At 42.7% G+C, this 22,779-nt stretch carries 18 protein-coding genes; 9 read left to right on the forward strand and 9 right to left on the reverse strand.

What is annotated here, in order from left to right; translation table 11 throughout:
* Window positions 1-58: 58 nt before the first annotated feature.
* From AC570H_RS18910 to AC570H_RS18935, 6 genes are all read right to left on the reverse strand, one after another.
* Window positions 59-1,792 carry a CocE/NonD family hydrolase gene (locus tag AC570H_RS18910; RefSeq protein WP_497357743.1) on the reverse strand — a complete coding sequence of 578 codons (1,734 nt, stop codon included), beginning with the start codon at window positions 1,790-1,792 and terminating at the stop codon, window positions 59-61.
* Window positions 1,793-1,821: 29 nt separating this feature from the next.
* A complete protein-coding gene (locus AC570H_RS18915) occupies window positions 1,822-2,526 on the reverse strand; it encodes a LytR/AlgR family response regulator transcription factor (RefSeq protein WP_497357745.1) in 705 nt (234 codons plus the stop codon).
* Complete coding sequence (locus AC570H_RS18920; protein ID WP_497357747.1) at window positions 2,523-3,584, reverse strand: sensor histidine kinase; 1,062 nt, start codon at window positions 3,582-3,584, stop codon at window positions 2,523-2,525. The genes AC570H_RS18915 and AC570H_RS18920 overlap by 4 nt, the downstream gene beginning before the upstream one ends.
* Window positions 3,585-3,979: 395 nt before the next feature.
* Window positions 3,980-4,387 (reverse strand): endonuclease domain-containing protein, encoded by a 408-nt coding sequence (locus AC570H_RS18925; protein ID WP_497357749.1) that lies wholly within the window; start codon window positions 4,385-4,387, stop codon window positions 3,980-3,982.
* Between the two features lie 415 nt (window positions 4,388-4,802).
* Entirely contained in the window at window positions 4,803-5,039 is a 237-nt protein-coding gene (locus AC570H_RS18930) for a hypothetical protein (protein WP_497357751.1), read from the reverse strand.
* A 49-nt stretch (window positions 5,040-5,088) separates the two neighbouring features.
* On the reverse strand, window positions 5,089-6,186 hold the full coding sequence (locus tag AC570H_RS18935; protein WP_497357753.1) for a serine hydrolase domain-containing protein: 1,098 nt from the start codon (window positions 6,184-6,186) through the stop codon (window positions 5,089-5,091).
* A 172-nt stretch (window positions 6,187-6,358) separates the two neighbouring features.
* On the opposite strand from AC570H_RS18935, the gene AC570H_RS18940 reads away from it, so the two are divergent.
* Window positions 6,359-7,096, forward strand: coding sequence for a carboxypeptidase-like regulatory domain-containing protein (locus AC570H_RS18940; RefSeq protein ID WP_497357755.1), 738 nt, complete (start codon window positions 6,359-6,361; stop codon window positions 7,094-7,096).
* A gap of 19 nt (window positions 7,097-7,115) precedes the next feature.
* Window positions 7,116-7,781, forward strand: coding sequence for an NAD-dependent epimerase/dehydratase family protein (locus tag AC570H_RS18945; protein WP_497357757.1), 666 nt, complete (start codon window positions 7,116-7,118; stop codon window positions 7,779-7,781).
* 310 nt (window positions 7,782-8,091) lie between these two features.
* Here the strand turns inward: AC570H_RS18945 and AC570H_RS18950 are convergent, their stop codons facing one another.
* Complete coding sequence (locus AC570H_RS18950; protein ID WP_497357759.1) at window positions 8,092-8,268, reverse strand: hypothetical protein; 177 nt, start codon at window positions 8,266-8,268, stop codon at window positions 8,092-8,094.
* A gap of 254 nt (window positions 8,269-8,522) precedes the next feature.
* On the opposite strand from AC570H_RS18950, the gene AC570H_RS18955 reads away from it, so the two are divergent.
* The gene (locus AC570H_RS18955; protein ID WP_497357761.1) at window positions 8,523-9,152 is read left to right on the forward strand and encodes a hypothetical protein; all 630 of its coding nucleotides are present in this window, start codon (window positions 8,523-8,525) and stop codon (window positions 9,150-9,152) included.
* Window positions 9,153-9,321: 169 nt separating this feature from the next.
* On the opposite strand, the gene AC570H_RS18960 is transcribed toward AC570H_RS18955, so the two are convergent.
* Entirely contained in the window at window positions 9,322-9,942 is a 621-nt protein-coding gene (locus AC570H_RS18960; RefSeq protein WP_497357763.1) for a porin family protein, read from the reverse strand.
* A gap of 297 nt (window positions 9,943-10,239) precedes the next feature.
* Here AC570H_RS18960 and AC570H_RS18965 point away from each other — a divergent pair, with 297 nt between their 5' ends.
* Window positions 10,240-11,952: a glycoside hydrolase family 3 protein gene (locus AC570H_RS18965; RefSeq protein ID WP_497357765.1), complete on the forward strand. Its 1,713-nt coding sequence runs from the start codon at window positions 10,240-10,242 to the stop codon at window positions 11,950-11,952.
* A gap of 49 nt (window positions 11,953-12,001) precedes the next feature.
* A complete protein-coding gene (locus tag AC570H_RS18970) occupies window positions 12,002-14,065 on the forward strand; it encodes a glycoside hydrolase domain-containing protein (RefSeq protein WP_497357767.1) in 2,064 nt (687 codons plus the stop codon).
* A 236-nt stretch (window positions 14,066-14,301) separates the two neighbouring features.
* On the opposite strand, the gene AC570H_RS18975 is transcribed toward AC570H_RS18970, so the two are convergent.
* Complete coding sequence (locus AC570H_RS18975) at window positions 14,302-14,829, reverse strand: thioredoxin family protein (protein ID WP_497357769.1); 528 nt, start codon at window positions 14,827-14,829, stop codon at window positions 14,302-14,304.
* Window positions 14,830-14,941: 112 nt separating this feature from the next.
* On the opposite strand from AC570H_RS18975, the gene AC570H_RS18980 reads away from it, so the two are divergent.
* The 4 genes from AC570H_RS18980 to AC570H_RS18995 all read left to right on the forward strand — a co-directional run bounded on the left by AC570H_RS18980 (window position 14,942) and on the right by AC570H_RS18995 (window position 22,727).
* Window positions 14,942-15,595: a TatD family hydrolase gene (locus AC570H_RS18980; protein ID WP_497359176.1), complete on the forward strand. Its 654-nt coding sequence runs from the start codon at window positions 14,942-14,944 to the stop codon at window positions 15,593-15,595.
* A gap of 41 nt (window positions 15,596-15,636) precedes the next feature.
* Complete coding sequence (locus AC570H_RS18985; RefSeq protein ID WP_497357771.1) at window positions 15,637-16,428, forward strand: tRNA threonylcarbamoyladenosine dehydratase; 792 nt, start codon at window positions 15,637-15,639, stop codon at window positions 16,426-16,428.
* A gap of 141 nt (window positions 16,429-16,569) precedes the next feature.
* The gene (locus tag AC570H_RS18990; protein WP_497357773.1) at window positions 16,570-19,785 is read left to right on the forward strand and encodes a UvrD-helicase domain-containing protein; all 3,216 of its coding nucleotides are present in this window, start codon (window positions 16,570-16,572) and stop codon (window positions 19,783-19,785) included.
* Between the two features lie 89 nt (window positions 19,786-19,874).
* A complete protein-coding gene (locus AC570H_RS18995; RefSeq protein ID WP_497357775.1) occupies window positions 19,875-22,727 on the forward strand; it encodes a PD-(D/E)XK nuclease family protein in 2,853 nt (950 codons plus the stop codon).
* Window positions 22,728-22,779: the final 52 nt, after the last annotated feature.

Consider the following 22,779-nt stretch of genomic DNA (forward strand, 5'->3'; position numbering starts at 1 on the left):
GGGGAGATTGCTTCACTACGTTCGCAATGACGAATTTCTTTTTCTGCAATGACGATTTTTATTTTAGAATAGGCAACTTGATATAGCTATCATTAAACCATTTTACCTGTAGCGGTTCTTTGGCATCTTTGATGCTTTCGAAGTTTACATCCTTGCCGGTGCCGTAATTGATCTGTTCGCTGGCACTCTTGTTAATGTTCACGATCACTACTATCCTGCTTCCCTTGCTCAGCTTTTTTGCACTGATATAGGTATTGCTAAACGGAAGGGTTTCCTTCTTGCCTGGCGTAAGCAATTTTCGCTTGCTGTGGTCTGTTGCATAACTGGCCCTACCCATAAAATACGAGAGGTAGAAATATTTCCCTTCGGGCGTAAGCTCAAACAGCACCACGCTATAATCCATGTCTTTTTTGTTGATCATCGCTTTGATCTGGCCTGTAAAGTTGCTAGTCAAGCTTACTGCCTGTGGCAAAGGATCGCTATAAAACATCAAGCCATTATGATAGAGGGTATCATAAGAAAGATTGCGCATCCAGAAATAGCTGTGCCTATCGCTACGGTCTTTAAAATCAATGGTCTGATTTAAAAAGGCTTCTTTTGCTGGTTTTTTGTTGCTCAGTTTATAATCTTCCTTGTAACGCTGGGTACTTAGGTAAAGCACCAGCGAATCGTTGGCCATTTGTTTGAATGTCGGTGCACTTAGCCATTGGTTGGCGCCCATCAATTGATAATTTATCTTATCCTTTAACACAGCTGGTTTAGGCCCGTCTTTTAAAATGTAATCGAACCATTGGTAAATGATATCGTGGATAGGGATTTGGGCTACCGGATCTATTTTATAGCCATTGTAAACAGAATCTGGATAGCCTTGGGAACCAAAGTGGCCATAAGGACCAATAAGCAAATAATGCTCGGCTTTTGGATTGTATTTGAGGTGCTCGCGATAATAGTACATTTCGCCAATCTGGCCACCATCAAAATAACCAGTAGTACTTAAAATTGGGATGTTGATTTGGGTAAAATCTTCTTTGTAGGGAGTCATAGACTGCCAATACGCATCGTAAGATGGATGTGCCAACCAGCGCCTAAATATTTCGTTTTTTGGACGACCAATCAGGCTGTCTAAGGTAGGGTAAGGCGTACCTGCTGCATACCAGCGATCGTCTAAATCGCTCCACTGCTTGTTGCTATAATCCTCGTTGTCTAACAATTTGTTATTAGTGACGTAATAAGTCCATGGAAAGGTAAAGCTCATCACCACATTGTTCGTCATGGGTACATCTAAGCCAGGAGCGACTGAAGCAGAAGTAACAATCGTTTTTAATGCCGGATGCAGGTTCTTGGTCGCTGCCCACTGGGTAAAACCATTATAGCTTCCACCATACATGGCCACTTTTTGATTGCTCCAAGCTTGCTTGCTGATCCAATCGATTACCGCTCTGGCATCTTGGCCATCGTACTCGTAGGGCACCGCCTTATCTGGACTGTTTTTCTTGCCACGTGTGTAGGCCACTACGCCCACATAGCCCTTGTCGGCCGCTTCTATGGCTTTGTTGATATCGGTTAAACGGGCATAAATAGTGAAGCTTAAAATCGCGGCCCGTTTTTCAGTTGCGTCTTTTTTGCGTACTACAAGTGCAGAAATTTGTGCGCCATCTTTGGTAGGGATCAATAAACTGTCTTGTACCAAATAGGCGCTCAGGTCTTTTTGAGCGACAGGTTTATTGGTTTGGGCTTGGATAGCTAAGCTGAACAATAGGCAAAGCATAGCCAGGGAGAAGGTTTTTCTCATTAAATTCATATCATTAAAATAAGGGTTAATTAAAACATATTTCGGTTTTTAAATAGGGCACTTTGTCGACTGGAAGCAACGTAGCTTTCGCCGTTTTTTAAGTGGAGCGATAAGCGTCCATTGGCATCGGGAATAACCTGTTCGATAAAGCTGGTATTGATAATGGTGCTGCGGTTGATCCTAAAAAACAGATTGGGATCGAGGGTTTTTTCCAATTGGTTGAGCGATCTTTTGAGGAAGACCTTTTGTTCGTTAAAGTAAAGACGCGCGTAATTGCCTATCGATTCGATCCGGTACAAATCTTTCAAGGCGATGAAATGGTACTTTTCGCCCTCTTTTACAAAAAGATGAGCTGGTTTGCCTTTGGTTTCAGGCTGCAATTTTTGCCTGATCTTGACAATGGCTTTTTCCAGCCGTTCCTCGCGAATGGGTTTCACCAAATAATCGAGCGCGTTTAGCTCAAATGCCTTAACTGCATATTGATCAAAGGCAGTAGTAAAAATAACGGCAGGTACCTGATCCAGTTCTTCCAATAGCTCGAAGCCGGTTTTGCCAGGCATCTGTACATCTAAAAAAATCAAATCTGGCTTTAAGTTTTTGATCAGTTCTTCGGCTTCAAAAGCATTGGCTGCTTCGCCCAAAAGCTCCAAATCTGGGTAAGGCTTTAGGCTCCACTTCATTTCCTCGCGGGCCAAACGTTCATCATCTATAACCAAGTATCCTAATTTGCTCATGACAATGGTGTTTTTAAAGTGGCCAAAACGGTTTGCGATTCTGAAGTTTCGAGACTGAAATCGGCTTTGCCATTAAATTGGAGCTGTAGCCTTTCCTGCAGGTTTTTGAGGCCAAGACCACTGCTTTGCGCTTGTTGCAACTTGCCAGGGTTTTGCACCGTAGCCATCAAAAAATCATTAACTTTTGTAAGGCTAATGGCAATTGTGCCTCCGGCGGGCTGTTGTGCAATGCCGTGTTTAATGGCATTTTCTACAAGGCTTTGGATGCTCAAAGGGAGGATTTTTGCAGTCAACAATTGTGGATCTACATCGACGGTAACCTGTAGCCGTTCTTCAAAACGCATTTTCTCCAATTCTACGTAATCGTTAATCAAATCAAGCTCTTCCTGTAAAGTAATCAAGGCATGATCCCGGTTGTAAAGCGAAGTACGCAAAAGATCGGAAAGGAGATCGATGGCTCTTCTGGCGGCCGTTGGGTTTTCGTTAACCAGTGCTTTGATGTTGTTTAAGGAGTTGAAGAAAAAATGCGGGTTCAACTGTGCGGTTAAATTATCCAATTGTGCGTTTTTAGCGATGATGCTCAAACGTGCGGTTTCCTTGCTGGCCCTGATTTCGGCCTGTGCATAGTGGTACAGGTAATAGGCCAAGATCCAAATGCACATGAGGCGGATGCCCGTCATCCAGGTGGTAAGCCAGCCTTGTTCAAAAGAGAAAACAAAACTGCCTGAAAAATTGGGCTCCCATAATGCCCTGAACCAATAGGTTTTGGTAATGGTAAGGATCATGAAAATACCGCCCAATAACAAGATGGCTGTAATTACAATGGGCAACAGTTTTTTGGGCCTTAATTGCTCCCAATGTTGCTGTTTAGACAAATTGCGGAACAAATGGGTAGGGATGATGTAGATGCACAAGTCGCCCAAGAAATGAAAAACCGCTAAGGTAAAGCTGAAATTGGAACCCAAATAGCCCACCAATGCCCAATACAGCGCGGCTAGCGACCAGCCGATAAGCTGACATTTCCAGTATAACGATAAGCCTCTTTCTTCGCTTGGCATTGAACTTTGTGTTTTTTAACAAAACAAATGAAAGGAATCTATCTCAAAGCCAAAAGGAAAAATACACGAACGTTAGCGAAACGGGGATGAGCGTAGGTAAAGGTCTTCTTTCCTCCCCCTGCACCCCCTCGGGGAGGGGGACAGTATGACGCTTAGGATTCTTCGCTATACTTAAACGGTTTATTAAAGAATCTTTATAGAGTTATGTAGGCTAAGCGTCCAGTGTCCCCCGCTGGCGGGGGAATTGAAGGGGGTGGAAGCAATGTGCTTCTTTTCCTCCCCCTGCGCCCCCTCGGGTAGGGGGATAGCATGACGGTTAGGATTCTTCGCCTAATAATGAACCTTTATAGAACTATTTAGGTTAGGTGCCCGGTCTCTCTCACTGGCGGGGGGAATTAAAAGGGGTGGTTATTCCTTTCAATAAACTCCTCGATGTAAGCCGAGATCGCTCGGTTAACATTTGTCATATCGCTGAGCACTTCTTTATCATGAAACCTCAAAATGGTAAATCCAATTGCTTCTAATTGCTCTTGTCTAAATATGTCTTTGTGTGCTACTTCTTCAAATTGGTGGGTTAGCCCATCAACCTCTATGATTAGCATTAGTTCTTTGCACATGAAATCGGCAATGTAATCCAAAACAGGCCTTTGTCTCCTAAATTGAAAGCCCATCATTTGCTTATTGCTTAACAGATATTTCCAAATGCATGCTTCTGCCTTAGTCATACTCTGGCGATTGCTGTTTGCGAAAGCTTTCAACTTCTTATTGTAATGCCATAGGTTGTTTTTATCGGCAAGATTCATAACGGTAAATGTTACCTGAATCTAATTATAATAATTGGATTTTCCTCCCCCTGCATCCCCTCGGGGAGGGGGACATCATGACGGCTAGGATTCTTCGCTATACTTAAACAGTTTATTTGTAAATTTTTATAAAGCTAGATAGGCTAGGCACCTAGTGTCCCCCGCTGGCGGGGAAATTGAAGGGGGTGGAAATAATACGCTTCTTTTCCTCCCCCTGCACCCCCTCGGGGAGGGGGACAGCATGACGGCTAGGATTCTTCACTATATTTAAACAGTTTATTAAAGAAACTTTATAGAGCTACGTAGGCTAAGCACCTAGTGTCCCCTGCTGGCGAGGGAATCGAAGGGGGTGGAAAGCAACATATTTCTTTTTTCTTCCCTGCATCATTGAGTCTCAGTAGTGAAATAATGAAGCCTAAGTTTCTATGTGATTGATCTCTTCGTCCTTTTGTTCTACATGATCGGCCAAGCCGTAACTTTTTCTTTTTTCATCGCTGTCTTTATCCAGAAACAGCAAAACGATTAAAGAAATAATAGGAATCAAAAAGGAAATAAAAAACCAGAACCAAAAATTCTTGCCGATGCTTTTGGCATAAACCCCTGCAACAATTTGAGGGATCAGCATAACCGTTAAGAGGAGTAATTCGGGCATTTTGAGAATGGGCTGTTAAAGGCAAATGTAAAAATAACAGCTCAAACTCTTAATGGTTTTTGGGAAATTTTTGTTGCTTCAATTCATTGAATATGGCTGCGGTAATTCGGTAAAGTCCGCCACCAGCCGAAGCATCGGTTTGGTTAGACAAAATAATGAAGCTCATCTTCTCATCTGGATACAATATACAGAAGCTGCGAAAGCCACTGGTACCCCCATCGGTGTAGAGGTAATTGTCCCAAGCCCAGGTTTTGCCTACCACCCACTGAAAGGCATGTGCTTCTTTGTCAACATCGCCTGATGTAATGCGATGGCTTAGCCTCACCAGCTCATCCTTGGCTTCTAACTGATAGTTCAGGTAGTTGAGCATGTCTGGAACAGTAGAACGTAATCCTCCTGCCGCCACAAAACCCGTAGGCGTGGCATAAGCCTCTTCCTTTTTGGCATTGTAGCCTTTTAGGATATTCGCTTGTACACTGGCCGGAAATGACACCTTGGTATTCATCATTTTTAGAGGTTGGGCGATGTATTTTTGCACCAGCTCATTGTACGGCTGCTTATAAATGCGCTCCAACATAAAGCCCATCAGTTGATAGCCTACATTAGAATAGGCATATTTAAATTCCTTCAAACTGTCTAGCTTGATCTCGCGCACCTGTTGCAAAAAGTTAGCTTCGGTAAACGGAGCGCCATTGGGTTCTTCCTTAAAACTATTCGGAAATTTAGACACATGTGCAATCAGGTAGATGAGTTTTACCGGATCGCCATTCGGATATTGCAGGTTGGCAAAGCCTTCGGGCAGGTATGTTCTGATGTCGGCTTTATAATCCATTTTCCCTTCTTGTACGGCACGCGCTATCAGTAAGCCTGTAAAGGTTTTGGTAATGGAACCAATCTCGTAAATGGATTGGGCGCTTGGCAGTTTTTTGCTGCCCAATTCGGTTTCGCCATAATTGTAAACGTATTTCTTGTTAGCCGCAGTAAAACCAATCGAAAAGCCCACACGGTTATTGTCTTTTAGATAGGCTTTGGCAGCTTTGTCTACCACCGAATCGAGCCTTGTTTTTAAGGGGTTGTCGCTTAAAGCTTGGGCAAACAGCGAAGAGCCTATTGCGAGCGAAAGTATCGTTAAAAGAAAAGTTTTCATTAAAGTTTGTTTGTGGTTCTTTTATTAGACAAGCATAAATTAATTTCGTTGCATTTATTGAAAAAATAGAACAAGTGTTAAGATAAGTTAAATAGTTAACAGTCATCTGTTTGCGTTGTTAATTTAGTTGCAGTTTAACATTCGGATGCGGTACCTCTTCTTTTTTTTATTAATGTTCGGCCCTGTCGCTGTTTTTTCGCAAGAATTAAATGGCAAGGTGGTCGATGCATCTAGCCAGTTGCCAATTGCCGGGGTACAGGTCATCACCTTAAATGAAAGCGCAGTAACTAACGAACAAGGCTGCTTCAGGCTCGAGCACATCAAAGCTGCTCAAAAAATCGGTTTTCGCGCCATGGGCTACGAAACCTACGAGATCACCTTGCAGGCCAATTTAAAAGATACCTTGCGCATAGGCCTTAAGCTGAGCAAAGCCATTCTGCTGAACGAAGTAACCATCAAAAAAGCACGTAATTACAAAGCCGATTCCCTAAAGCTGCGCCAGGAATATGCCAAGGCCTTAAACTTTAAAGGACCAAAAATTACGGATATGTTTGTTCAGGTAGATCCTAGTTACAGATCGCCTCATGCAAACTTCAACCCAAATTCTACCGCATCAATCATTAAGCTTAACGTGCTTTCGCTTTTCAGCTTATTGGGCAAGAAAAAAGAGCAGTCTTCCAGATTGAAGCAGGCTTTGTTAAGCGATGAAGAAGCCAATTACATCGATCAGGTATTTTATAAGGAAAAAATAGAAACACTAACGCCTTTAAGAGGCGATTCGCTCTCGCTGTTCATGCAAAAATATCGGCCTACTATCCTGCAAGCCAAAAGCATGACGGGATATGAAATGGTTCTTTACATCAAGAAAAGCTATGCCGAATTTGTTAAGCCCGCGCCCATTAAAGAATAATTAATGCTTAAATTAGGGCATGGAGAAAATAAGAACGATTATCACGGGTTCGACGGGAATGGTGGGCGAGGGCGTGCTTTACGAATGCTTGCAACACCCAGCTGTAGAGGCAGTTTTGGTGATCAACCGTAAGCCTTGCGGGTATAGCCACTCCAAATTAAAGGAAATTATCCATGCCGATTTTTTGGACTTTTCTCCAATTGAGGCTCAGCTGACTGGCTACAATGCCTGTTTCTTTTGCTTGGGCGTATCGTCTGTGGGAATGGATAAGGAAAAATATTACCAGATGACCTATACCTTGACTCTTCAGGTGGCCGAAACCCTGAGCAGGCTCAACCCCAACATGACTTTCTGTTATGTATCGGGTGCAGGTACGAACACGAGCGAGAAAGGTGGCTCTAACTGGTCGCGGGTAAAAGGAAAAACCGAAAACGATTTGATGAAATTGCATTTTGCACAGGTTTTTAATTTCCGACCCGGCTTTATTAAAGCTACTCCCGGACTTAAATACACCAACTCGCTTTACAAATATGTCAATTGGCTGTATCCTATTGGCAGGGCCTTGTTTCCAAGTGGCTTTTGTACATTGAAAGAACTGGGTTTAGCCATGATCCATACACTCCACTATCAAAACCAAAGAAAAGCGATTGAGGTAAAAGAGATTGTGGCTATGGCGAAAGAATAATCGTCTTGCCATACGAAAGTCGGAAATAATCTTTGCTGACCTAAAAACTGTTAATAGTGATAGTTTTCGTATTTTTTCTATCTGAAGCGCAGGGCCTGTGAAACAGATTAAGGCCGGTCCAGCTTTCCGCTTTATCTTTTTGTTTTGGAAACAAAAAGGATGCCGCTTCAATCTGGGCTATTTAACTCGGGCTTGAGCTCGTATCTGAATAGTTTTACCGCTAAGGAAAAACATGGTTTTGGCGTTCTGCATATCTTCTATTTCACTGTGGCAAAAGCCACAAAAAAAGCACCTTTTGGGTGCTTCTCTTTTATTTGTTTTCACGTTTCCGTTCATTGTCTCGGTTAGAAGTCTGATCGGAACGCTGGCCTCCCGCATTGCTGATACCATTCTGTTTTTTGTCTACCTTGATGTCGTGATGTGCGCGATCGGCCATTGAACCGCCTTGTACATGCGGATTGTTTTTGGGTGTGCTTACATTTTTCATGATCTTCAATTTTAGGTTTTACCATAAAGAACGCTGTAAAACTAACCTCTGTGCACCGGCATTTGTTTGCAAAAGGCCACAACTTGTGGCTATGGGCAGTTAAAACTGTTTATTTTCAGATTGATATACAAGTATTTTAATCTAGTACGGGAAGCCGTATTAAAGGCATGTGAACAGGTGTTAGTTTTATGCTTTGTTAAGAGTTGTAGTTGTTAACTACAACAAATAAAGTGATGTATAAAATGTAATTTACTATGATAAAGGTTCAGTGTTCTAAATTAGAAGAAGTTAGATCTAATCCAGTTGCTTTTGCAAAGACACTAAAAAATGATAAAATTTCTACAGGAGGAAGTTATGGAATGTTCGCTTGTTGGCAAACAAAGGTAAAAGATGTACATCAAGAAAAACTTACAATGGGAGAAGCAATAAAAGCTTTGCAACAAAGATTCATGAGGTATGCAGATAATTCTATAAATCGAAAGAAGCAAGATTTTTTAATAGATAAAATGATGCCGTATTTAAAGAATTTTAATGAACAAGGATTTAAGCTTGAGAAGACGATGGTAAATATTAAGTGGGAATTGATCCCAGATGTAATGTTAACTGGTCACTCTCCAATGCTGGTTTCAAATGATAGCTTTAATGTAGCATATTATTTTACTGAATATGCGATCGATTGGGAGCAGCAGTTGAGATTTCCTTTATTACAATATTACTTAGCAACTAAGTACTTTTCTTGTGAAGTCGACGAGTTAAAGATTGGAACATATTGCCTAAATGATAATAAGTTTTCTATCCACGGTTATAATTCGAAAGAAATAGAAAATGCGATTGAAGAAACAAAACTTATATTCAAAACTATTGAACAAGAATATAGGCGATAAGTAATATAAAGACTTAAATGCTCGTAGTCGCTGACTGTAAAGGATAATATCACTAAAACTAACTAAGGGTTCTTAGGTGGTGAAATTAACAACAAGACAAGCCATGCGATAAAATCAAAAAAGCCGCTCCTTTCGGAACGGCCTTATTATTCATAGGTTAATTAAAATTTTAGAATTTGATACCTAAGCCCACCTGAAACACCTGGTTTTTAAACTCGGGTGTTTGGCTGGTACCGTTTTCGTTGTTTTTCTGAAAATCGAGTGCATAACGGCCGTTAATGCCAACTTGGTTGTTAAAGTCGTAACGGAAACCAATTACACCACCCACCAGGCTCTTTTTAAATCGGTCCGAATTCTCTTCCACAATTTGTTGTTCGGCAGAACCAAATCCGGTTTCGAACTTGTTATTGGTCGATAAAAGGAAAGATACCTGCGGACCAACCACTACATTGAACTTATCGGCCAAGGTAATGCTGGCTAAGATCGGGATTTCCAAAAAATGGGTTCTTTGGGTAAACTCGCCAAATGTAGAAGTTTGTTTATAGCCTTTGGTAGAGTAAACCAATTCTGGGGTAAAAGCAAGGTTTTGCAACAGCTTGATGTCCAAAGTCAGACCTGCATGGTAACCCACCAGGTAATCGGTTTTGAAATCGTTGTCTCCGTCGTCTTTGATAATGTTAGAGATATTTACCCCCGCTTTGGCACCAAGTCTAATGGCTTTGTCGGTAGATTGAGCGTTGGCAACTCCTGTTATAAACAGTGCAATTGCAAGTACAGCTAATTTTTTCATAGTCTTATCATTTTATTTGTGGATGGCATATTGGAATAAATGTGCCAAAGCCGTAATTTAAAATGTTAAATCGCCTTAAAGAATTGCTGTCTCTTGGGTGAGAGCCGATTATTGAGTGTTTAAACACCTATTTGGAATGCTTTTGCAAAGCGATGGAAAAGGCTTAAAGTGTATCAAATTTAATACAATTGGCCATGATGGGCTTCAAGTTGGGGCAAATTTTTGGTTGGGCTCAATTAAAATCAGCATCTTTAATGCACTAATTATTTACGATAAGGAAAAAGCAGTACAGCACAAATGAAGAAATCTCTTTTTTATAGCCTAAGCCTCATTGCCGGATTGGGCACGCTAAGCGCATCGGCACAACAGGCACAGCCATCTTACCTCGATTTATTGAAACAAGAACCTAAATGGGTCGATTCGGTGTTCAATAAGATGAACAAAAGACAAAAAATTGCACAGCTTTTTTTTGTAAGGGCCCATACCAATAGGGGTCAGGCCTTCGAAGATTCGGTTGGAAAAGTGATCAAAAGAGAAAAAATCGGGGGCTTGGTGTTTTTTCAGGGCGGCGCGGGCCGTCAGGCAATATTGACCAATAAGTACCAAAAACTGGCCAAAATACCTTTGCTCATCACTTCTGATGGCGAATGGGGCCTTGGCATGCGTTTAGACAGCACCATTTCCTATCCTTATCAAATGGCCTTAGGTGCTGTTCAGAACAAGGAACTGATCTATAAAATGGGCCTCGAAGTAGCTAAAGACTACAAACGAATCGGCATGCACATGAATTTAGCACCCGATGTTGATGTGAACAACAATGCTAAAAACCCGGTAATCAATTACCGTTCATTTGGCGAGAATAAATATAATGTGGCCCAAAAAGGTGCGGCCTACATGAAAGGTATGCAAGATGGCGGCTTGTTGGTGAGCTTGAAGCACTTTCCGGGCCATGGCGATACCGATGTGGATTCGCACTATGACCTGCCTCAGCTTAAATTTACCAAAGAACGTTTGGATAGTTTAGAAATCTATCCGTTTAGGGAACTGATCAACCAGGGCGCGGCGGGCGTAATGATTGCGCACATGAATATTCCGGCGCTTGATCCAACCCCAAACATGCCGTCAACCTTGTCTAAACCTATCGTAACAGGTGTATTGAGAGAGCAGTTGGGCTTTAAGGGCATCATTATTTCTGATGCGATGGAAATGAAAGGCGTAGTAAAATACTTTAAAGACAGCGAAGCCGATGTAATGGGAATTATTGCCGGCAACGATATCCTGGAACTGACCGAAGACACCAAAAGGGCGGTAAAGAAAATCCGTCAGGCCATTAGAGACCAGCGCTTAACCATGGAACGCATCGAAGAAAGCGTAAAGAAAATCTTGGTAGCCAAATACTGGGCCGGCTTAAATGTTAAAACACACATTAACGAAGACAATGTAGTAGCCGAAGTGAACAGGCCAGAAAGCATGGTTTTGTTGCAGCAATTGGCCGATGCCAGCATGACTTTACTCAAGGGACGGGAAGTTGTACAGCAGCTTACCGCAAACAAACGCACGGTAATCCTGAACATCGGTACGCCCGATGTCACTACTTTCCAGAAAGAATTGGCAACGGTATATAAAAATTCGGTTTACTATAATTTAGATAAAAACGCCAATGCCAATGAAATTGCAAAGGTGCTGGCCGAAATTAAGCCAGAAGACCAGGTAATTATTGGCATAGTAGACAGCCGTCTGCGTCCAAGCAACAACTTGGCTTTAAGTGCTGATCTGAAGATGTTCTTGGCAGAGATGGCCAAAAAAGATGCAGTTTTCGCCTTCTTTGCCAATCCTTATAACTTGGCGAGCCTACCGGGACTGGAAAATGCAAAGGCTTTATTGATCGCTTATCAAAAAGAGGATTATATGCAAAAAGCAGCCGCCGCTGTGTTTAAAAATCAGTTGGTGCCAACAGGTAAATTGCCGGTTTCGGTAAATAGTTTCTTCAAATATGGCGATGGGCTCTAAGCCAGTTTAGAGTGCCGAATTTACAGTTTTGAGTTAATTCCCCAATCCAATGAAAAGCCTGAAGCTGATTGCTTTATTTTTAGTTACGTTCTCTTCCAGTTTAAGCGCACAGCAAAAAGCTTTCGAGCCTGCTCAACTGGTCAATGTTTTTTTAGGGTCTTCGGGCGATCATGGCCAGCTGAGCCCAGCAGCGGCTTCGCCATTTGGCATGATGAGCATCGGTCCGCAGACCTATCCAAACCTGCATGCCGGCTATGAATACGAGGCCAAGAAATTCTTGGGCTTTACGCACAACCGCTTCGAAGGCGTAGGCTGTACCGGCAGTGGTGGTTTGCTGTTGATCAAACCCTTTTTAGCCGACGAAAAGAGCGAATTGCTCAAAGCCAAGGAAGATGCCAGCCCGGGTTATTACCATGTAGCTTTTGAAAACAAGATCGATGTGAGGCTTACTGCCCGTGATAAATCGGGGATGCACCAATACGCTTTCCCGAAAGGCGGAAAAAAAGGTTTCTTTATCGATTTTAGCCATGCGCTTTCTAATGGTTTTGTAGCCGAAGCACATGAAATCAACCACCTTGGCATTAACGGTTGGATCGAAGCCAAAACAACATGTGGTGCCGGAAAATACAGGGTTTATTATCAGTTGCTCATCAATAAAGGTTTTGAAGCCAAAACGCTAAACGCACATCAGGTCAGCCTGTTTTTGCAAGGTGATGAAACCAATGTGGAGCTGCGGATTGGGTTTTCTGCCATCGGCGATTCGTATGCCAAAACCAATGCCAACAACCTTTCTTTCGAAACGTTGAAAGGCCAATCGCAAAAAGAATGGAACGAAAAACTGAGTAGCATTAAGGCCGATGGTGATCTGGCCAGTCAAAAGCTTTTTTATTCTTTGCTGTACCGTACCATGCAGTCGCCGTACCTGATTTCAGAAAAAGACGGAAAATACCAGCTGAGCAGCGGTACGTCGCAAGCGAAGAATGCACATTACAACGGCTGGGCCATCTGGGATAACTACAGAACCCAATTGCCTTTGCTGTCCATCATCCAACCAAAAATCTATCAGGATATTGCCAGTTCAATTGCCAGTTTGTATAGCAGCGGCAAAAAGGATTATGCCACGCAAAGCGAAGCTTCTAATACGGTAAGGACCGAGCATGCCATCGTGGTATTGCTAGATGCCTACAGAAAGGGCTATCAGGTAGATTTTGCCAAGATTGCCGATTCGCTGGTGTCTGAAGTCAACCGGCTCGATTTCAGCAAGCCCGATAAGGCACTCGAATCCAGTTACGATGTTTGGGCAATGGCACAGATTTTTAATCACCTCAAACAGCCAGAACGCTACCAACAGTATTTAGAAAAAGCCAAAGCCTATAAAAATTACTGGAACAAAGATTTTAAAGACATCGATAAAAACGATGTAGATCGCATGCAGGCACGGGGATTGTATCAAGGCACCATTTGGCAGTACCGCTGGTTTGTACCTTTTGATGTAAAAGGATTGAAAGAATTATGTGGTGGCGAGGATGCCTATTTGATACAGTTGAAGCGCTTTTACGAAAACGATTATTACAACCATGCCAATGAACCCGATCTGCAGGTGCCTTTGATGTTCAATGCCAGCACCGCGCCATGGATTTCGCAAAAATGGATGCATCAATTGGCCGCCGATACCGTGGTACAATATTATTTCAATGACAACAGTAGGGGGATTGATCCTTTTATTGATCGCATCTATAAAAATGAGCCGAAGGCCTATATCCGCACGATGGACGATGATGCAGGGGCGATGTCGGCCTGGTACGTGTTTACGGCCAGCGGCTTTTCGCCGGCATTGGTTGGCTCGCCGATCTATTACCTCAACGTGCCTTTATTTAAAACCTTAACCTACAATTTTCCCGAAGGTAGGCAGTTTAAAATCAGTGTAGAAAATTTTGGCAAAGGCAACGATTATATCAACAATGTGAAACTAAATGGGAAGGTCTTAGATCGCAATTGGATTAGCCAAGAGGAGATTAACAAAGGTGGCGAGTTGGTCATCACAGCATCGAAAACGCCTAACCAGCAGTTTGGGATTAAGAACCAATTCATTTCGAGTATAGAAGATAAGTAGTCTTTATGTGGTAAGAATATTGTCGTTTTCCTCCCCCTTACCCCCTCCAGAGGGGGACAGTATTAATCGCTAGTGACAGGCTAATCAATTGCTCAGGCGAACTCAGGTGTCTTAGGTGGTGAAAACAAAACTATATGCTGAGCGGCATAAGAGATTACTTCATTCCTCGCAGCGACGAATAAAAAAAATCCTAAGCCTATTTAAAGACTTAGGATTTCATTTGATTAGCCTCAAGGCTAGTACTTGTTGTTTTCAGGTTTTAAAGCACCGGCATTCCAGTTTTTCAAGAATTCCATTATTTTCTTCACGCTGTGTCCGTTGCCTTCTTCTAAATACGCAGAATTTTGGGTGTGGATCAATTTGCCATTGCCATCTAAAATCAAGAATACCGGAAAGCCAAAACGGCCAGGGTATTGCAGTTTTTTAAATACGGCATCATTTTTATTTTCTGGGCTCCAGTTCAACAGCACAGTTACATAATTTTTATCAAGGTAATCCTTAAGTTCTGGTGTAGCATTTACCAAATCATGGAAACGGATACACCAGATGCACCAGTTGCCGCCCGCTTGTATAAAAACATGCTTGCCTTCTTTTTTGGCTTTTGCTACAGCTGCATTAATATCAGCTTGGGCATTGGCCTTTGGATCATAAATGTGAACGGCTTCTTTTTTGGCCGGAGCCGGGGTAGCAGGTTGTGCAGGTGTTTGTGCAAAGCTGGCGGTTGCGATAAACATCGACGCAACTAGAAAAATGATTTTCTTCATGATTTTGAAATATTTGGACAAAAATAAAAAAGACTACTAAAACTATAGATAATTCACTATTTCTTTACAGAACGAGTACATTTACCTATAATTCCTAAAGTTAAGCTGTTTGATGCAATTATTAGACATCCATACCCATAAAGCTGCAACAAATTTAAATGCCCTCAGCATACAGAGCTTTTCGTTAACCGATCAATCGGCCCAAATCCCAACCGATAGGCCCATTTCTGTAGGTCTGCACCCCTGGTATGCCACCTTGGCTAATTTAGAAGAACACCTGGCCCTATTGGAGCGAACAGCTGAGCAACCCAATGTAAAACTGATAGGAGAGTGTGGTCTCGATCGCTTAAAAGGAGAGCCCTTGCCTCATCAGCTCGTAATTTTCGAAAAGCAAATTGCTTTGGCCGAAAAACTGAACAAGCCCCTTATTTTACATTGCGTGCGCTGTTTCGATGAGCTGATGGCCATTAAAAAAAGGCTAAAGGTACAAGTGCCGATGGTGATCCATGGCTTTAATAAAAATGCCGAACTGGGCCAACAGTTACTGGCTAAGGGCTTTTGGCTTTCTTTGGGTGCATCTATTCTCAAACAAGATTCGAATACCGCCCAGTTGCTCGCCCATACTGACCAGTTTTTCTTAGAAAGTGATGAAGGCGAGAGCAGCATCGAATCAATTTATGAAGCTGCTTCTAATTTAAAAAAATCTACCCTTGATGAACTTAAAGCACTTATTTTTGCCAACTGGAAAAAAATAGGTTTAATATAGGCTTTCTTCCCATGGGATGTTAGCTTTACAATGCAAGAATTATGTCGGATGTGAGTTGGTTGTCGCGCTCAGCTTTATTGGTTGGCAACGAAGGAATTGAAAAATTACAAGGCAAGCATGTTTTAGTGGTTGGTCTTGGGGGCGTAGGCTCTTTTGCGGCCGAGTTTGTCTGCCGTTCGGGCGTAGGCGAAATGACCATTGTCGATGGCGATGTGGTTGATCCGAGCAACCGAAACCGACAGTTGCCGGCACTGGCTACCAATCATGGTGTGAGCAAAGCCGATATTATGCATGAACGTTTGCTAGCTATTAATCCGGCACTCAAGCTGCATGTGGTCAAAGAATTTTTAACGCCTCAAAAATGCCGCGAACTGATGGAGGGAAAGTTCGATTATGTAATGGACTGTATCGACAGCATTACGCCTAAGGTAACCCTGCTTTCTAAAGCCTTGGAAAAAGACATTCCAATTGTGAGTTCGATGGGAGCCGGCGGCAAGTTAGACCCAACCCAATTGCGCGTAACCTATCTTCCAGATACCTATCAGTGCGTATTTGCAAGCTATGTACGCAAGCGCCTGCGCAAATTGGCCGATTTTTCGAAGGTGAGGGCTGTGTTTTCTATCGAGGAAAGCAGAAAAGATTCGCTCATCATGACCGATGGCAGCAATTTTAAACGTTCGGCTTATGGCACGATTTCTTATTTGCCCGGCGCTTTTGGCGGGGTATGCGCTTCGGTTGTGATCCGCGAGCTGTTGGGCTATCCGATAGAAATGGCCAAGCGTCCAGACAGGATAGACCTGAAGGTAATGGCCAAGAGAATGAAGAAGAAATAACAGCAATCAAATCGTCATGCTGAGCTTGACTCGGCATCTGCTCGAGGTAGACCCTGGATCAGGTCCAGGGTGACGGCTTTTTGGTATAATGAAGTTTCAAAACTTCGCAAGTATAAATTGAAAATTGTGTAAGTTTAGCCTATGCCTCAACCCTTAAAAATACTTCAAGCTTCTGCCGGTTCGGGTAAAACATTCAGTCTTACGGCGCATTACCTTACCCTGCTTTTTAGTGGCGAGAACAAATACCGTGAAATCCTGGCTGTAACCTTTACCAATAAGGCAACAGAGGAAATGAAATCGCGGATCTTAGAGGTTTTGCACGGTTTTGCCTTGGGCAATGCCGATGTAGAAGGCTACAGACAGCTCATTTTAAAAGCCCACCCCAACCTCAATGCCGAAACCTTAAAACTGCAGGCAGACAAGGTATACCGCAAGATCTTGCACGATTACAGCCGATTTTCGGTAAGCACCATCGATGGATTTGTACAAAAAGTAATCCGTGGTTTTGCCTTCGAATTGGGGCTGAATGCCGATTATAACCTCGAAATGAATTATGATAAGGTGAAAGACGATTTGGTAGCCAAGTTGGATGAAGCTTTAGACCATAACAAACAATTGTTGCAGTGGATCATTGACCTCGCCATCGAGCGCATCAACGACAATAAAAGCTGGAACTATAAATTAGAACTCTACAACCTCATTGGCGAGATTTTTAAGGAAAGCTTTCAGGTATTTGAGCAGGCCGTAGAAACTTTGGGGCTGGAGAACATCGACGAACTTTTTAAACAATATATCCAGGTTACCAAAGCCGAAATCAAGAATTTTGAGGAAGAACTGATGGCCCAGGCCACCAAAATCCATCAGCTTTTTGAACAGCATGGCCTAAGCAACGAACAGCTGAAAGGCAAATCGAGAAACGGATTGGCTAAAATCATTTTGGTAGCCAGAGGCGATTTTTCGAAGATCGATGCCATTTTCAAATACATCGACGATCCCGAAGAGTGGTTTCAAAAAAATGCGCAAATGCCCGAGTTGTATGCTTTGGCTAATCCCTTGCTACACGAACTGAGAAACCATTATTTTGCGCAGCTGCCTAACTATAGCCTGGCCATCGCCTTTAACAAAAACCTCTACTATTTGAGGCTGATGCAGGAAATAGCGGGCTTGCTCAAAACCTATCGCAATGAAAACGATAACCTGCTCATTAGCGATGCGCAACAACTGATCAGTGGCATTACCGATGATGCAGGCGACAATCCCTCCTTTATTTGGGAAAAGGTAGGCACCCGCTACCGCAATTTCCTGTTCGATGAATTTCAGGATACTTCTACCAGTCAGTGGAACAGCTTTAAATCGCTGCTGAGCAATGCCATGGCCACGCCTAGCCAAGAGCTGATCGATCACCTCATTGTGGGCGACACCAAGCAATCTATTTACCGTTGGCGCAATGGCGATTGGAACATCCTGCACAAACAGGCCAAAATAGATGTAGGCGTAGCCAATGTACTGGAAGAAAGCCTGGAAGAAAACTATCGCAGCGCAGCCAATATCATTACGTTTAATAATTTTCTGTACAAATCTATTCCGCTTACGCTTCAAAACCTGCTCAACGAAAATGTAGCAGCCAAACCCGAGCTGATTAACCAGTGGTGGCAAGAAAACCAATACGACGAAATCATCACGGCCATTTACGGGGGCGCTACCCAAAACCTGGCCGCTAAAACCTTGGCTGGGGGGACCATCAAAATCAGAAAATTTGGAAAAGACGAAGCTTCGCCAGAACAGCGTTTCTCTGAAACCATGTTTAGAGATGTGGCACTCGATGATGTCATAGAAGAGATCTTAATCCTCAAAAACGAGCAGCTTTATGCTGCGAAAGACATCGCTATTTTGGTCCGTTCAAACAGTGAAGCCTTATTGGTGGTGCGAAAGCTGATGGCACAAGGATTAGCCGTAATTTCTGGAGATGCTTTGCTGATATCGAACAACTCATGCGTGCAATTGATCATCAATACCTTAAAAGTTTTGACGGGTATCGATGCCCAAACGGCTTTGTACAAAGCCAATTGCATTGCATTGTACCATAACCTCCATCAAAAACCAATTGATCCCAATGCTTACCTCAATCTCCCAGGTACTTCGTTAAGCGCTTTGGGCCATATTTTGCCAAAAGAGCTCTGCGAAAATTGGCCAAACTGGCTACAGCTGCCTTTGGCAGAGCTGATAGAAAACCTCATCGATTGCTATGAACTGAAAAACTTATCCGATCATATTCCCTATTTGTTGGCCTTCAGAGATTTGGCCAGCAATGCTACCCGATTGGGTGAAAAGGGAATCATTGCTTTCCTCACCTGGTGGGATGAAGAGGGCGTTAATAAATCCTTGCCGTCTCCAGAAGGTGTAGATGCCATTCAGGTGATTACCATCCATAAATCGAAAGGTTTGGCTTTTAGGGCCGTATTTATTCCTTTCTGTAATTGGGAAATCAAGGCGCAGGCCAATTCTATATTTTGGGTCTCGGCCGAAGAAACTTTGTACAAAGAGCTGAAAGGGATTCCGTTAAAATTTAACGATGCACTGGCCGATTCGGCAATTGCCAAGGCCTATTATGAAGAGTTGTTGTTTAGTCAGATGGATGCGCTCAATATGCTTTATGTAGCCACCACCCGTACCAAAGACTATCTCTACATCGCCACGATGGCCAAAAAGGATACCTCAAAAATATCGACCATGGGCGATGTGTTGAACCATACTTTCGAACAGGAATTTGACGAGAACAACCGCTACGAAATTGTAGAAGATGTAGTGCTTAACGCGCCCGCTGAAGAGCCCGCCCTGATTAGCCTTGGCACTTATCCAACCACCAATCGTTTATCAGAACTGTACGTTTTGCCTCAGGAGAAGCATTTAAAGCACCTGCTCAATATCCACGAATCAGGCAGAAAAGGCTCTTTGATGCACGATGTATTGGCCAATGCTGGAACGACCACGGCAGTAGAGCGTTACCTCAGCAAATTGTTGCTGGAAGGAGAGATCCTGGAAGATGAACTGCCCGAATTGCAGACCGGTGTAATGGAGGTACTTAACCATCCAGAACTGCAGCAGATTTTTAGCAGCGCCGATGAAAGCATCATCGAAAAGAACATCATCGATGCCAATGGCAAAATGCATCGCCCAGATCGAATTTTGATCAAAGAAAACGAAGTAATTATTGTTGATTATAAATTTACGCTGGAAGAAAGCGACCGACACATAGAACAAGTAGAAAATTACAAAAGCCTGCTCAGGGCAATGGGTTACGAGCAGATCAAAGCTTACCTGTTTTACGCTGCGAGCAAAAAATTGAAATTAGTTTAAATAGTAAACCCGTCATGCCGAGCGCGATCCGGCATCTCTCTCAAAACAGATCCTGAACCCAATTCAGGATGACGACTAAAAAATAAGAAATGAAGCCATTTTTGCAAGAAGTTGCCGAAGACCTAGTCGAAAAGTTTGGTGCCCAGTTGCAGCACTGTGCCATTGTTTTCAATAACAAAAGGCCGGCAACCTATTTGCAGAAATATTTGGCCGATATCATAAAAAAACCGTTTTTCAGCCCTGCTGTCTTTACCATTCAAGAGTTTTTCTCTGAAGCGGTAAAAGAAAAAACAGCCGATTTCTACCTGCAGTTCTACACGCTTTTGCAGGTGTACAATCAGTTGTTGCGCGAAGAAGGGTTGGAGCCCTTGAGCAGCAACAGGTTTTTCCCCTTGGCCAAAATTATACTGAGTGATTTTAGCCAGATAGACAACGATTTGGTTGATGCCGATAAGCTTTACCGCGACCTCGAAGATATTTCTGTCATTAACCAGGAATTCGATTACCTCAGTCCAGAGCAACATGAATTTCTATCCCAGTTCTGGACATCCTATTCAGAAGGCAAACACAAAAAGCAACAGGAACTTTTTATCCAGATGTGGCGCCGCATGCCAAAGCTGTACCACCAGTTTCATGCCCAGTTAAAAAGCCAGAATTTCATTACCAATGGCTATGCCTACAGAACTTTGGCCAATAGCGATATTGTGTCTGTACCGTTTTTGCAAAACTTTGATCAAGGCAAGATTATTTTTATCGGCTTTAATGCCCTGACCAGTGCCGAGGCCCGCCTATTTGTCAAATTGCAGGAAGCGGACAGGGCTCTTTTCTATTTTGATGTAGATCGCTATTATCTCGAAGATCCTTTGCAGGAAGCAGGTTTGTTTTTGCGCAAAAACATCAATCAGCTCAAGCTTAAAAATGTATTTGAAGATAGGCCAAGTTTAATGCAGGGCACGCCTCATCATGTAGATTCCTATCAGATACAAGGCAAATCGGCGCAAGCCAAAATATTGAACCATATATTGGCCGATGATTATGTGCAAAGCAAAACGATAGGCACTACGGCCGTAATTCTAGCGGATGAAAATCTGCTGATTCCTGCCTTACAAACCATACCGAACAAACTAGGCGAGCATACCATAGACCTGAACGTAACCATGGGTTTTCCTTTGGGCACTTCGAGTGTTTATGGCTTGGCCGATTTATGGCTCAGTTCGCAATTGGAAATCCAACAAGACCAACAGATCAGCTATCAGCAATTGGCCGCTTTTTTAACCCATCCTTTAACCGGCCTCAGCCAAAAAATGAAAGACAAGGTGCAAACAGCCTTGTTGGATGAAAAGGTTGCAAATATTGCCTATGAGAGGTTGCTGAACCAAAAGGGACTTTTTGAAATCTTCTATCAGAAAGTTAATGGTCCGCAACAGGTGATTAGCCAGCTGTTAACGGTAATGGATTTCCTGCTCAACAGGCTATCTACCCAAAAACTGCTGAAAAAGATAGACGCCGAGTTGTTTATCAAAACCATTCAGGAGCTTAACCGTTTGCACGATACCATTGGCAAGCATATTGTTAATGAAGAAATTGCTTTTGTTTGCACCTTGGTAAAAAAAGCATTGCAAGGCATTGCGGTACCTTTGGCTGGAGATCCGCTAAATGGCATCCAACTGATGGGTTTGCTCGAAACGCGGAACCTCAATTTTGATAAGATTGTGTTTTTGGGCTTTAACGAAGGAGTGATCCCCAAATCGTCAATGGGCAATAGCTTTATTCCAGATAGCATTCGCAGGGTTTATGGCTTGCCGGTACTCGAAAATCAAGACGCCATTTCGTCTTATATGGTGTATCGTCTATTGCAACGCGCCAAATATATCAGTTTTGTCTATAATAGCTTAACAGACGAATCGAACTCTGGCGAAGTCAGCAGAATTCTGAAACAATTAGAGTATGAAAGCAATTTTACGTTTAACCATTATGCCTTGAGTTTAAATGTAAAAACAGAATTATCCAAAGAAATACAGATTGATAAAAGCAATCCTGCTATCCAGGCCGTATTGCAGAAATACCTCAGAAAAGAGCGTATTCTTTCGCCTTCGGCACTTACGCAATATATCTCCAACCCGATAGATTTCTTCTTTAATTACATCGCAGGCATTAAGGAACCGAAAGAGATAAGTGCGGTAGTAGAAGCCAATGAAATCGGCTCTATCTTGCACAAGGTGATGGAATATTTTTATCAGGACCTGCGTGCCGAAATCATCAGCAAGGAAATTATTCAGGCCAAACGCAAAAAAGTTCCGCCATTGGTGCAACAGGCATTCGCTGCGGTGATGTTCGATAACCCGAATAAGGTTTTCGAATACTCGGGCATGCAGAAAGTGATCTTGGCCATTGTAGAGGCTTATGTTGAGATTATTTTAAATCAAGACGAAAACCAAGCACCTTTTCAGATCCTTACTTTAGAGCAAAAGGTAGAAGCCACGGTTTCGTTCCCTTTAAATGGGGAAGAGGCAAGCGTAAAAATATTTGGGTATATAGACCGTGTTGATGAGAAAGACGGTGTAATTAAAATTATCGATTATAAAACAGGCAGCGACAAGCTAACGTTCAAAGATATTCCAGAACTGTTCAATTCTGATGGCAAATACATCAACAAGGCCTTGGTACAAACCCTGCTTTATACCTATGTGTATGAGCAGTTTGCCAACAAAACAGCAGTTGAGCCGAATTTGTATGTGGTTAAAACCATGAGCCAAGACGGAACCTGGTTTAAATCGGGCAGGCAAAGTTTAGCTGGCGATTACCTGGAAGAGCTGAAACCGGAATTTTTAGAGGAATTGCGGAAAAAACTGACCGAACTGTTCGAAGCCCCTTATTTTAGGGCCAGTGCGGTTGAAGACAACTATAAATTTTCTATTTATAAAACCTTGTTTGGTAGGTAGTTATAGGTTATTATTCTTGAAGCAAAATTTTACTTGTTTAGCTTTTTTTGAA

The organism is Pedobacter sp. B4419 (genome assembly GCF_059693725.1).

What these genes read in the sequence shown, in the direction of transcription:
- AC570H_RS18925 (WP_497357749.1), bottom strand. Translation starts at nt 4,387, where the DNA reads ATGAATCTTGCCGATAAAAACAACCTATGGCATTACAATAAGAAGTTG.
- AC570H_RS18975 (WP_497357769.1), bottom strand. Translation starts at nt 14,829, where the DNA reads ATGAAGAAAATCATTTTTCTAGTTGCGTCGATGTTTATCGCAACCGCC.
- AC570H_RS18940 (WP_497357755.1), top strand. Translation starts at nt 6,359, where the DNA reads ATGTTCGGCCCTGTCGCTGTTTTTTCGCAAGAATTAAATGGCAAGGTG.
- AC570H_RS18955 (WP_497357761.1), top strand. Translation starts at nt 8,523, where the DNA reads ATGATAAAGGTTCAGTGTTCTAAATTAGAAGAAGTTAGATCTAATCCA.
- AC570H_RS18960 (WP_497357763.1), bottom strand. Translation starts at nt 9,942, where the DNA reads ATGAAAAAATTAGCTGTACTTGCAATTGCACTGTTTATAACAGGAGTT.
- AC570H_RS18980 (WP_497359176.1), top strand. Translation starts at nt 14,942, where the DNA reads ATGCAATTATTAGACATCCATACCCATAAAGCTGCAACAAATTTAAAT.
- AC570H_RS18995 (WP_497357775.1), top strand. Translation starts at nt 19,875, where the DNA reads ATGAAGCCATTTTTGCAAGAAGTTGCCGAAGACCTAGTCGAAAAGTTT.
- AC570H_RS18915 (WP_497357745.1), bottom strand. Translation starts at nt 2,526, where the DNA reads ATGAGCAAATTAGGATACTTGGTTATAGATGATGAACGTTTGGCCCGC.
- AC570H_RS18935 (WP_497357753.1), bottom strand. Translation starts at nt 6,186, where the DNA reads ATGAAAACTTTTCTTTTAACGATACTTTCGCTCGCAATAGGCTCTTCG.
- AC570H_RS18945 (WP_497357757.1), top strand. Translation starts at nt 7,116, where the DNA reads ATGGAGAAAATAAGAACGATTATCACGGGTTCGACGGGAATGGTGGGC.
- AC570H_RS18950 (WP_497357759.1), bottom strand. Translation starts at nt 8,268, where the DNA reads ATGAAAAATGTAAGCACACCCAAAAACAATCCGCATGTACAAGGCGGT.
- AC570H_RS18965 (WP_497357765.1), top strand. Translation starts at nt 10,240, where the DNA reads ATGAAGAAATCTCTTTTTTATAGCCTAAGCCTCATTGCCGGATTGGGC.
- AC570H_RS18970 (WP_497357767.1), top strand. Translation starts at nt 12,002, where the DNA reads ATGAAAAGCCTGAAGCTGATTGCTTTATTTTTAGTTACGTTCTCTTCC.
- AC570H_RS18920 (WP_497357747.1), bottom strand. Translation starts at nt 3,584, where the DNA reads ATGCCAAGCGAAGAAAGAGGCTTATCGTTATACTGGAAATGTCAGCTT.
- AC570H_RS18910 (WP_497357743.1), bottom strand. Translation starts at nt 1,792, where the DNA reads ATGAGAAAAACCTTCTCCCTGGCTATGCTTTGCCTATTGTTCAGCTTA.
- AC570H_RS18990 (WP_497357773.1), top strand. Translation starts at nt 16,570, where the DNA reads ATGCCTCAACCCTTAAAAATACTTCAAGCTTCTGCCGGTTCGGGTAAA.
- AC570H_RS18985 (WP_497357771.1), top strand. Translation starts at nt 15,637, where the DNA reads ATGTCGGATGTGAGTTGGTTGTCGCGCTCAGCTTTATTGGTTGGCAAC.
- AC570H_RS18930 (WP_497357751.1), bottom strand. Translation starts at nt 5,039, where the DNA reads ATGCCCGAATTACTCCTCTTAACGGTTATGCTGATCCCTCAAATTGTT.